Source organism: Pseudomonas sp. (assembly GCF_036404235.1).
GTDB lineage: Bacteria > Pseudomonadota > Gammaproteobacteria > Pseudomonadales > Pseudomonadaceae > Aquipseudomonas.
Map to the genome: position 1 here is coordinate 1 of NZ_DASWOT010000082.1, position 10997 is coordinate 10997.

Sequence of the window (10997 nt, forward strand, 5' to 3'; positions counted from 1 at the left end):
CGATTGATTCAGCCTCGGGCGGGGGTATATTGACTGCTTCCCCGCTCAGACTGTCGCCACCATGAAACTCGATTCGCAGGATCTCGCCCAAATCACCTCGACCACGCTGGGCAACTACAACCACACGGCTGAGGGCTTTCGCGAAGGCACGCGTGATCACGACGTGAGCCAAAACATCGAAGCGTTATTGCGTCATATCAACAGTGAGAAGCCGTGGCAGATTCTGGATTTCGGCTGTGGCCCTGGGCGGGACTTGAAAACCTTTACCGCCATCGGCCACATCGCCACCGGGCTCGACGGCTCCGAGCGCTTTGCCCAGATGGCGCGTGCCGACAGTGGCTGCGAAGTGCTGCACCAGAACTTTCTTGAACTCGATCTGAGCGCCGAGCGCTTCGATGGCATCTTCGCCAACGCCGTGTTGTTTCATATCCCCAAACAGGAACTGCCTCGGGTGCTGGGTGAGTTGCGCGCCAGCTTGAAACCGGGCGGGGTGTTGTTCAGTTCCAACCCCCGGGGCAATAACCAGGAAGGCTGGAAGGGCGAACGGTATGGCTCGTATCACGACCTTGATGCCTGGCGTGGATTGCTGACTGACGCGGGTTTCGTTGAGCTGGAACATTACTATCGACCAACAGGACTGCCACGCGCGCAACAGCCTTGGCTGGCGAGTGTCTGGCGCAAACGATAAAGCGATTATGCGTGAGCCGTTCTGCCGCTATTTCGACTTGGTATAAAAACTGTTAAATGTGACAGTGGCGGGGCAGGAAGTTAAGCGTTAGCATCACCAATAATAAATTCCACAAGTAAGCTTGCGCAGAAGTTTAACTCCTAAGCGGTGCGCCATTATCTATGACGCTACAAATGCTCTCAACATACAGCGACGGGGTAATCATATGAATATTTATGTAAAAACATTGATCGGAAAAACGATTACTTTGGATGTGGAGTCCTCTGATACCATAGAAAATATCAAAGCAAAAATACAACCCATAGAAGACGTTGCGCCAGAAAATCAAAGACTAATTTTTGCAGGAAAACAACTGGAAGATGGACGAACTCTTGCCGATTACAATATACAAAAGGAGAGCGCATTACACCTTGTGCTGAGATTAAGATCTTAGCGGAGCAAGTAATAATGTGCATTTATGTATCGATATAAAAGGTGAAAGGTAAAGTAGCAGGGTGGTGCCGCCATATTCAGAGTTACAACCGTAGCCAATATTGGACTGGATCTCGGATGCTGTCCGGGGCGTGATCTTAAACATTTACCTGCATGGGTCTCCCCCCAGGCGCTGCATGTCGGGCTGTGCTCCATACATCTAGCTTGCCCGGGCCACCGTATTGAGCGCTTCGTTGAGCGCGCGCAACAAAAAGGTTTGTTGCCAACGCGTCAGATTGCGTTGCGGCTGATCCAGGATCGCTGCGGCCTCGGCGCTCAAATGACCGCGCAACTGAACCGCCAGCGGTTCACTGGACGTCGCTTGCCGCAAGCAGATCATTGCCCCATAGGTAAACGTGTGGTGCGCCCAGCAACTTACGAGCCTGGGGCGTTTCCTTGAGTTTGTCGTCTAGGGTCTGGTAAGCCCCGTTCTCAATCAACCACTGACGATAGCGTCGAGCACTCGACAGCGGGTCAGCATCCCCCAGATACAACCGAAACGTCATCGGCGCAGCAGGGTCCAGCGAGATAAATTCGTGGCTCGCCGACAGGGATAAAACATGTCGCGCCCCGGCAATAGATTGAAAGGGGGTCGACACTAATCAGTCGACAAAGGGCTGTATGTCAGACCTGTCTGAAATATGGGGGCTTTGAGCCTATGGCAAGAGCGTGGCATCGAATCGATCTGGGCTTCGCCACACCGGATACGTTCGTGCTAAGGAATAGAGGCATTCCCTAGGGGCTTCACTGCGCAGGTGCTAATTAACGTCCGTCGCGGTCCTCGTCTTGCGTATCGTGTTGTTTCCATGTCATTCATTATTATTTCGAATACGTATTAAAACTGTCAGCTTTGACAGTTCTAATCTGATGGAAAACACGCGACACTATTTTCAGCTAGGTTAGCTTGCATCTAAATACCAAGTCCTTGCGCAATTAGGCTGTATCTACTAAGAATGCCAATATAAAGGGAGAGCCATCATGTCTACCGAAATGATAAGAAACGGGAATTTTGCTGATAAAAACTCTAGTGCCTTGGAAAAAAGGCCTCGATGACTTTACACCGAAATTCTCAAAATATGGTGAGGGTTACAGCCTCCTCTTATTGGCCGGTCAGAGAATATACCAAACTACTGGCCCTGTAGATAAGGGGGCAGTACAGTTTCAGTTTGAGGCTAAATTTGAGAAGCCAGGAACAACTTTACCGATATTCTATTATCTTTTCTTGCCTAGTGGTGAATTTACCACCTCCTGGATGTTTATTGAAGCCGAGCTCAAGTGGAAAAAATACGATATAACTATTTTTCCACAGCAAGATTTTATTGGTTCTGAGTTACATGTAATGTTGGGGGGAGAAGTAAGAATCAACCAACCGCTCGATGATGAACTAAAAGCTGGACCCGTTCATGTGGCAAATTTTAGCCTAAAGCGTCCATAAAACTACCGGAGCCCACTCATACGTACGATTGATGATCTAGACTCATTCGCTCCCACTTCCTGGACTGTGGGAGCGAATTTATTGGCGAAGCGCTTAACGCACGGGCGCGGGTTCACCCTCTTCGCCTGGCGCGTTGTCTTCCTGGTCCTTTTTCTGGGCCTCAGCCTTCTGGCGATCTTCATCGCTTGGCTCTCTGATTTTGTACCAGGCCACGTACAGCGCGGGCAAAAACAGCAGTGTCAGTAGCGTGGCGATGATGATGCCGCCGATCATGGCGTAGGCCATCGGGCCCCAGAAGACTTCGCGGGCGATGGGGATCATGCCCAGGCTGGCCGCCGCAGCAGTGAGCAGGATTGGACGACGACGGTGTTCGGTCGCTTCAGCCACGGCGTCCCAGGGTAGATATCCGGCCTTCTCGTAGGCATCAATTTGCGTTACCAGAATCACCGAGTTGCGGATGATGATACCGATCAACGCAAGAATCCCCAGGATCGCCACAAAACCCATTGGCGTGCCTGTCGGCACCAGCGCCAGTACCACGCCGATCAGCCCGAGCGGCGCAACGCTGGCGACGAGGAACATCTTCTGCACGCTGTGCAACTGGATCATCAGGAATGTCGCCATCAGAAAGATCATCAATGGCACGACCTTGGCGATGGGCCCTTGTGCCTTGCCGCTCTCCTCGACGGTGCCGCCTGTGGCAACTTTGTAGCCAACGGGCAACCCTGATGCGAATTTGTCTATCGCAGGCTTCAACTCCTTGACCAGATCGGTCGGCTGCATGTCATCGCGCACGGCGGCCTTGATCGTGATGGTCGGCTTGCGATCACGTCGCCAAACCAAGGGCTGCTCAAGTTCATAACGCACGGTGGCAAACGCCAGCAGCGGAATCGATGTGCCGCTCGGGGTGACGATTTGCAGGTTTTGCAGGGTTTCCGGCGAACCGCGCTCGGCGTCTTCAGCGCGCCCGACCACGTTGATCAGGTAGATGTCATCACGCACCTGGGTTACGGCAGAGCCGGTGACGATGCTGTTCATCAACTGCGCCACATCCTCTGAGGACAAGCCCAGTTGCCGGGCCTTGTCCTGATTGATGTCGATGCGCAGGACTTTGCCCGGTTCGTTCCAGTCGTAAATTATTTCGCCGATGTGTTGGTTCTGATCGAGCAGTGTCGCCAGATCGATGGCGTGCTGACGCACTTTATCGATGTTCTCGCCACTGACCCGATACTGAATCGGACGCCCCACCGGCGGGCCCATTTCCAGCGGCTGAACGTATGTCCCGATGCCAACGAAATCCTTGCGCAGCGTCTGCTTCAAGCGCTCGGTCAAGGCGCCGCGCTCCTCCAGACCTTTGCTGACGATCACCAACTGCGCGTAGTAGGGGTTTTCCAATTGCTGGTCCAAAGGCAGGTAAAAGCGCACCGCGCCCTGGCCAATGTAGGTGCTCCAGCGAACGATGTCCGGGTCATCCTTGAGCGTTGCTTCCAGGCGATCCACCGCTTTGCGCGTCTCGTTGATCGACGCGTTCTGCGGCAGGTTGAGGTCCACCAGAATCTCTGGCCGGTCCGATGACGGGAAGAACTGGTTCTGCACGAAACGCATGCAAAACAGCGACGTGGCGAACAGCAAGAGGGTGATGATGATTGTCAGCCAGCGATGCCGCATGGCCCAGAACATACTGCCGTTGAACGCGCGCGCAATGCGTCCGGGCTTGGCGTGTTCGTCCTGTTTCTTCACGTTCTCGCTAAGGATATGTACACCGATGACCGGTGCGAACAGCACTGCCACCACCCACGACACCAGCATCGCCACGGCGATCACCGCGAACAGGGTGAAGGTGTATTCCCCTGCCGAACTGGCATTCAGGCCAATGGGCACGAAGCCGGCCACGGTCACCAGCGTACCGGTGAGCATCGGGAACGCGGTCGAGGTGTAGGCGAAGGTCGCGGCCTGCTCTTTGGTGTCGCCCTTTTCCAGGCGCGTGACCATCATTTCCACGGTGATCATCGCGTCATCGACCAGCAGGCCAAGGGCGATGATCAAGGCGCCCAGAGAAATCCGCTGCATGGTGATGCCGCTGTATTCCATGAACACAAAGACCATCGCCAGCACCAGCGGAATCGAACACGCCACCACCAGACCGGCACGCAGGCCGAGGCTGATGAAGCTGACGATCAGTACGATGACCACCGCCTCAAACAGCGCGCTGGTGAAACCGCCAACGGCCTTTTCGACCACTTCGGCCTGATCGGAAACGTTATGCACGCCAACACCCACCGGCAAGTCAGCAGTGGTGGCGTCCATTCGTGCGTGCAGCGCCTTGCCGAACTCCTGGATGTTGCCGCCCTTCTTCATGGCGATAGCCAGACCGATGGCAGGCTTACCGTCGAAGCGGAATAAGGGCTTGGGCGGATCGACATAGCCACGGGAAATCTCAGCGATATCACTTAAGCGATAAAAGCGGTCGTTGAGCCGCAAGTTCACCGTTTCCAGGTCTTTCTCGGATACGAACTGCCCGGAGGTACGCACTGAAATCCGCTCCGGCCCGGCCTCGATCACGCCTGCCGGGGTGACGGTGTTCTGCGATTGCAGGCTTTGCACCACTTGGCGTTGATCAAGCCCGAGCGCGGCCAGCTTGCGGGTCGAGAAATTGAGGTACAGCACCTCATCCTGTTGGCCGATCATTTCGACCTTGCCCAGCCCCGGTACATCGCGAATCTGGACCCGAACCTGTTCGACGTAGTCGCGCAACTGACGCAGGGTCAGGCCATCGGCGGTAAAGGCATAAATGGAGCCGTAGACATCACCGAACTCATCGTTGAATGCTGGCCCTTGGAGCCCTTGCGGGAAGGTGCCACGAATGTCGTCGATCTTCTTGCGCACCTGATACCAGATGTCCGGGATGGCTTTGGCATCGGTGGTGTCGCGCAGGTACACCAATATCGTCGACTCGCCAGGCCGTGTGTAGCTTTTCACGTAATCGAGGGAGTCCAGCTCTTCGAGCTTTTTCTCGATGCGGTCGGTGACCTGCTCCAGGGTTTCATCCACTGTCGCGCCCGGCCAACGGGTCTGGATGACCATGGTTTTGATGGTGAAGGACGGATCTTCCTCGCGTCCCAAATTCATGTAGGAAAACACGCCCATCAACAGGGCGACGAACATCAAATACCAGACGAAGGATTGGTGTTTCAGCGCCCAATCGGAGAGGTTGAACGACCCTTTCATTTCGGGCTTTCCTTATCGACTTTGACTTTCTGCCCCGGCTTGAGGCTGTTCACGCCAGCAGTGACGACACGCTCGCCCGACTTCACCGCGCCTGGCTGCAAAAGAACGCGGTCGTTTGCGCGACTGACCACCTCGACCTGACGTGGCGAGACGGTTTGGTTGTGCATGTCGATAATCCAGATCTGCGTCTTGCCGTTGGCTTCTTGCAGGGCATTGGCCGGCAGCTCGATGCGCGGCTCGATGGCGGAGCTCACCGTGACGCTGATCGCCGTACCCAGGCGAAACGCGGCGGGTGTATCGGCCAGCGTCAGGCGTGCGCGGCGGGTGCGGGTGGTGCGCTCGGCCTGCGGCTCCAACTCTCTGATGGTGGCGGTGGTGCTGATGTTCGGCTCCAACTGGCTGGCCACCTGAAACACCGCGCCAGGAGGCAGTTGATCGACCAGTGTTGCGGGCAAGTCGATCACCGCCTCCTTGATCTCTGGACGGGCCAGCGTGACCACTTGTTCGCCAGCACTGACCACTTGGCCGGCTTCGACCTTCCATTGAGTGACCACCGCGTCATGATCGGTGCGCAGTTCGCTGTAGCTCAGTTGATCTTTGGCCTGTTGCAGGGAGGCCTTGGCCTGATCGTAAGAAGATTGCGTGGTTTTCAGGTCCGTGACGGCGATGTCGAGCGCCGCCTGGGCGCCGACGCCACGATCGAACAACTCCTGCTGGCGCCGAGCATTGGCCTGCGCGTTGATCAACTGCGCCTCGACACGGGCCAGTTCACCTTGCGTTGAGCGCACCTGGTTCTGTTGATCGGTCGGGTCGAGAACCGCCAGCAAATCGCCCTTTTTGACCTCGCTGCCGACATCGACGATGCGCTGGGCAATGCGTCCTGGCACGCGGAAGCCAAGGGTGCTTTCGTAGCGCGACGCAATATTGCCGGCAAAGCGCCCGAGGGTTTGCTCCGACTGCGACTGAACCTCGACAAACAGCACGGGACGTACGGGCTCTGGTGGCGGCTCGTCCTTGCCGCAGGCGCTCAACAATGCGCCGATCAACAGAATGCCCGATACGCGCCTCATGGCTGGGCTCCTGCGGATGGTTTATAGACCTGGGCGAGTTCCACTTGCATATCCGGGTGCAGCAATTGCCCACCTGCGACCACCACTTTTTCTCCGTTCTGCAAACCATCGCTGATGATGACCTTGCTGGTCAGATAACGACCAATCGTTACGCCACGCAGGCTCACTTTATTTTGATCATCGACGACCCACACCGCAGGCTGGCCCAGTTGCTCGCCAAGGCCCTTGGTCAACGCCGACCAGGGTAATTCGACGCTGGTTTTGGCTGGAACGGTCAGTGCCGCACTGACCACCGAGCCGAGTTCCATGCCCGGCGGCAGTGAACTCAGGGCAATTTTGACTTGCAAGGTGCTTGTCTGCGCCGACACCGCAGGTGTGACTTCCCGGACCTTGCCAGTGGTTTTAATCCTGGGGTTGTCCAGCAGTGTGACGTCCACCAGCTGATCGGTGGGCGGGTCAACGAAAAGCGATTCATAGACATTGAACACCGCGTCGCGGTCGCCATCTCGGGCGAGGCTGAAAATGGGTGCCGTCGCTTGAACTACCTGCCCGACTTCGGCTTGGCGCGCGGTGATAATGCCGGGTGCATCGGCAATCAATGCGGTGTAGCCCAGTTGCTCGCGAGCGTTGGCCAACTGCGCCTGTGCAGCCTTCAGCGCGCTTTGGCTGCTACGCAACGCGGCCTGGGCGGAGTCGTATTCACTGCGGCTGGTGTAGCCCTTGGGCAGCAGTTTTTCCTGACGGACGAACGCGGCGCTGGTTTGTTTGACGCGCGCCTGCTCGGCGGCTTCAGCGGCGATGGCCGAATCGACATTGGTTTGCAGGTCCTTGGGATCGAGTTTGGCCAACACTTGTCGGGCTGAAACCCGGTCGCCGACGTCGACCATGCGCTGGATGATTTTGCCGCCCACACGAAATGACAACTGCGTCTGCACTCGAGCCTGCACGTCACCTGTGAGCGAAACCGCGGCGGCGTACTCGCTGGTTTTGACTTCCTGGATCTGTACCCTCGGCAGGACAGGCTCTTGCGGAGTTTCTTTTCCGCAGCCCGCGAGGGCTGCCATGCATAGGCCAATACCCGCGGCTATCAGGCAGGACCGAAAGAAAGAGGGATGAGCAGGCATGCAAGCTCCTTGTGCCAATGCCGTCTGCTTTAACGCTCCAGGACGAGTAGGAGACGATCGCGTTGTGATCATGCGACTGTGAGCGTCGATCAGGGTTCCTTGCACAGCTAAACTCCGTCAGCGCTGATGGGTTTCGATTACACAGCCCCATAGATGCGCCCAATACTCACCACTCTCGCTGTCGCCAAGTGCCGCTCGGCCGACACGCTGGTGGTGCCAGTGCAAAGACTGAGTTTGATCACCGGGCCCAGTGGCAGCGGCAAGTCTAACCTGTATCGCGCGCTGCTCCTCGCCGCCTAAGGTCCACAGCGTCTGAACCTTGGTCGATTTCATACAGGCATGCGACGGCCTGCTGATAATCGCCTTGGCTTTCCCGACCGAGCCTGCTGCGATACCATCCGAGTCCCCAACGGACTCCGACCAGGACGACGCGATGAACCGAGTGTTGTACCCAGGCACCTTCGACCCTATTACCAAGGGCCACGGCGATCTGGTCGAACGCGCCTCGCGCCTGTTCGATCAAGTGGTCATCGCGGTGGCGGCCAGCCCGAAGAAAAACCCGCTGTTCTCGTTGCAAGAGCGCGTGGATCTGGCGCGTGAGGTCACCAAGCATTTACCCAATGTCGAAGTGGTGGGGTTTTCTACGCTGCTTGCCCATTTCGCCAAAGAGCAGAACGCCAACGTGTTCCTGCGCGGACTGCGTGCGGTTTCCGACTTCGAATACGAGTTCCAGTTGGCCAACATGAACCGGCAACTGGCGCCTGACGTAGAAAGTCTTTTTCTTACGCCGTCAGAACGTTATTCGTTCATTTCATCTACGCTGGTCAGGGAAATTGCAGCGTTGGGTGGTGATATCAGCAAATTCGTACATCCAGCAGTTGCCCAGGCCCTGGGCGAGAAGTTCAAACACTAGGGCATTGCGTCGCACCCTGGGTGCATCTGAAGCGCTAATACGGCACAATTCGCCGCATTAGTTTTCATATGCCCCGGCGTCGACCGTGGCAGGAGTATCCATGTCCCTGATCATCACCGACGATTGCATTAATTGCGACGTCTGCGAACCCGAGTGCCCGAACGAGGCGATTTCTCAAGGTGAGGAGATCTATGTGATCAATCCGAACCTGTGTACCGAATGTGTTGGTCATTACGACGAGCCACAGTGCCAGCAAGTCTGTCCTGTCGATTGCATTCCATTGGACGAAAACCATGTGGAGAGCAAAGAAGAACTAATGGCCAAGTACGAGATAATTACAAGCAAGGCATAACCAAGGCAACCCGTCGGCATATACGCTTTCGCCGAAGACACTGGCATGACTGCCTTTTTCGACTAAAGCGAGCGACACATGACATTGAGTCTCAAGCGGATTCCTTCCTTGTTTGGCGCATTGTTGCTGATGTGCGCTCTGTCGGGCCAAGCCAGCCCAGACCACCCTGATCAAGCCACCATTGCCACTGCGCACCCACAAGCGACTGCCGCTGGTCGGGAAGTCATGGTCGCGGGTGGCAACGCTTTCGATGCAGCCATTGCTATCAGTGCGGTACTGTCCGTCGTCGAACCCTACGCCTCAGGCCTGGGCGGTGGTGGCTTCTTTTTGTTGCGCCAATCTGGCGAGCCGACGCAATACCAGTTTCTCGACGCCCGAGAAAAAGCCCCGCTCAAGGCCACGTACAAGCTTTACCGCCGCAACGGTATCGTACAGCCTGATTTATCCCTCAACGGCCCGCTTGCCGCAGCAATTCCGGGACTGCCCGCTGCGCTGGTCGAACTGGCCGAGCACTACGGCAAACTGCCACTGACGATCTCTCTGGCTCCCGCCATCCATATCGCCTACGAAGGTTTTGCGGTGGATGAGGTTTATCGTGAGCGCGCGAGCTGGAGGCTGTTTGCCCTGCGGGCCAATAAAGAAAGCGCCCGGTTGTTCCTGCGTGACAACAACGTCCCGGCGCTGGGTGAGATCATCAAGCAGCCGGAACTCGCCGTTACCCTGGATCGCCTGGCCGACCAAGGCCGCGCTGGCTTCTACAGTGGCCTGACCGCGCAAGCGATGGTCAATGGTATTCGGGGTGCGGGTGGCATCTGGAGCTTTCACGATTTCGAACAATATGAGGTCGTCACTCGCCAGCCCTTGCGCTTTGTGTTGGCGGACCAACGCGAACTGATTACCGCGCCGCCACCCTCCGCAGGCGGTATTGCGCTGGCGCAGAGCCTTTTTATGCTGCAGCAGTTGCCGTGGCGCGAGTCGGAAAAAGTGCAGCGCGCGCATTATGTGGTCGAGGTGCTGCGCCGCGTATACCGTGATCGCGTCCTGTTCGGTGACCCGGATTTCGTGCCTAACCCCGTCGCACAGGTGCTGTCGCCTGATTATCTGATGCAGTTGGTCACCAGCATCGATCCACACACAGCAACACCCAACAACACGTTGCCGCCAGCGCCCAGATGGCGCGAAGGCGATAACACCACGCATTTCGCCGTACTCGACCAGGAAGGCAATGCGGTGGCGGCGACGTTGTCGGTGAATCTGCCGTTCGGCTCGACCTTCACGGTCCCCGGCACGGGCGTGGTGCTCAACGATGAGATGGATGACTTTGCCGCCGATCCTGAAGGCAGTAACACATACGGGCTGTTGGGCAGTCAGGCCAATTCAATCCTGCCAGGCAAACGTCCGCTGTCCAGCATGTGCCCCAGCTTCATTGAAAGCCCCCGTGCATTCGCCGCCTTTGGCACGCCGGGCGGTAGCCGAATCCCCAGTGCTGTGCTGCTGTCGATGCTGCAATACCTGGATGAACAGCCGGTTGCGAGCTGGCCGGCGATTGCCCGCTATCACCATCAATACATGCCAAACGTATTGGAATACGAGCCCGGCACATTCAGCGCCGAAGAGCTACACGATTTACAAGAGCGCGGCTACCGACTCAAAGAGACTACGCGCCCGTACGGTAACCAGCAGGTGCTGTTCTGGAACAAGAATAACGCCAGAACC

General features: G+C 56.8%; 12 protein-coding genes and 1 pseudogene. 8 read left to right on the top strand and 5 right to left on the bottom strand.

Features of this window, described 5'->3' with window-relative positions; translation table 11 throughout:
- Window positions 1–61: 61 nt before the first annotated feature.
- Window positions 62–688: a class I SAM-dependent methyltransferase gene (locus tag VGC62_RS10075; RefSeq protein WP_331186932.1), complete on the top strand. Its 627-nt coding sequence runs from the start codon at window positions 62–64 to the stop codon at window positions 686–688.
- 205 nt (window positions 689–893) lie between these two features.
- Entirely contained in the window at window positions 894–1121 is a 228-nt protein-coding gene (locus VGC62_RS10080; protein ID WP_331186933.1) for a ubiquitin-like protein, read from the top strand.
- 198 nt (window positions 1122–1319) lie between these two features.
- On the opposite strand, the gene VGC62_RS10085 is transcribed toward VGC62_RS10080, so the two are convergent.
- Both VGC62_RS10085 and VGC62_RS10090 read right to left on the bottom strand, forming a co-directional pair.
- Window positions 1320–1490: a hypothetical protein gene (locus VGC62_RS10085; RefSeq protein ID WP_331186934.1), complete on the bottom strand. Its 171-nt coding sequence runs from the start codon at window positions 1488–1490 to the stop codon at window positions 1320–1322.
- Complete coding sequence (locus tag VGC62_RS10090) at window positions 1468–1758, bottom strand: hypothetical protein (protein ID WP_331186935.1); 291 nt, start codon at window positions 1756–1758, stop codon at window positions 1468–1470. Before VGC62_RS10090 ends, VGC62_RS10085 begins: the two co-directional genes overlap by 23 nt.
- A 410-nt stretch (window positions 1759–2168) precedes the next feature.
- On the opposite strand from VGC62_RS10090, the gene VGC62_RS10095 reads away from it, so the two are divergent.
- Window positions 2169–2594, top strand: coding sequence for a hypothetical protein (locus VGC62_RS10095; protein WP_331186936.1), 426 nt, complete (start codon window positions 2169–2171; stop codon window positions 2592–2594).
- Window positions 2595–2687: 93 nt separating this feature from the next.
- Here VGC62_RS10095 and VGC62_RS10100 read toward each other — a convergent pair whose 3' ends face one another.
- On the bottom strand, window positions 2688–5822 hold the full coding sequence (locus tag VGC62_RS10100; RefSeq protein ID WP_331186937.1) for an efflux RND transporter permease subunit: 3135 nt from the start codon (window positions 5820–5822) through the stop codon (window positions 2688–2690).
- Window positions 5819–6805 carry an efflux RND transporter periplasmic adaptor subunit gene (locus VGC62_RS10105; RefSeq protein WP_414705778.1) on the bottom strand — a complete coding sequence of 329 codons (987 nt, stop codon included), beginning with the start codon at window positions 6803–6805 and terminating at the stop codon, window positions 5819–5821. Before VGC62_RS10105 ends, VGC62_RS10100 begins: the two co-directional genes overlap by 4 nt.
- On the opposite strand from VGC62_RS10105, the gene VGC62_RS27670 reads away from it, so the two are divergent.
- Window positions 6746–6919, top strand: coding sequence for a hypothetical protein (locus VGC62_RS27670; RefSeq protein ID WP_414705779.1), 174 nt, complete (start codon window positions 6746–6748; stop codon window positions 6917–6919). The two genes, VGC62_RS10105 and VGC62_RS27670, sit on opposite strands and share 60 nt — an antisense overlap.
- On the opposite strand, the gene VGC62_RS10110 is transcribed toward VGC62_RS27670, so the two are convergent.
- Window positions 6889–8016, bottom strand: a complete 1128-nt coding sequence (locus VGC62_RS10110; protein WP_414705777.1) for an efflux RND transporter periplasmic adaptor subunit — start codon at window positions 8014–8016, stop codon at window positions 6889–6891. The two genes, VGC62_RS27670 and VGC62_RS10110, sit on opposite strands and share 31 nt — an antisense overlap.
- 162 nt (window positions 8017–8178) lie before the next feature.
- Between VGC62_RS10110 and VGC62_RS10115 the strand changes: the two are divergent.
- From VGC62_RS10115 to ggt, 4 genes and pseudogenes are all read left to right on the top strand, one after another.
- Window positions 8179–8313, top strand: a pseudogene (locus VGC62_RS10115) (AAA family ATPase); the annotation flags it as partial.
- A 136-nt stretch (window positions 8314–8449) separates the two neighbouring features.
- Window positions 8450–8929: a pantetheine-phosphate adenylyltransferase gene (gene coaD, locus VGC62_RS10120; RefSeq protein ID WP_331186939.1), complete on the top strand. Its 480-nt coding sequence runs from the start codon at window positions 8450–8452 to the stop codon at window positions 8927–8929.
- A gap of 100 nt (window positions 8930–9029) precedes the next feature.
- Window positions 9030–9281, top strand: coding sequence for a YfhL family 4Fe-4S dicluster ferredoxin (locus VGC62_RS10125; RefSeq protein ID WP_331186940.1), 252 nt, complete (start codon window positions 9030–9032; stop codon window positions 9279–9281).
- Between the two features lie 78 nt (window positions 9282–9359).
- Window positions 9360–10997: gamma-glutamyltransferase (gene ggt, locus VGC62_RS10130; protein WP_331186941.1), on the top strand; the 1638-nt coding region annotated here is incomplete at its 3' end.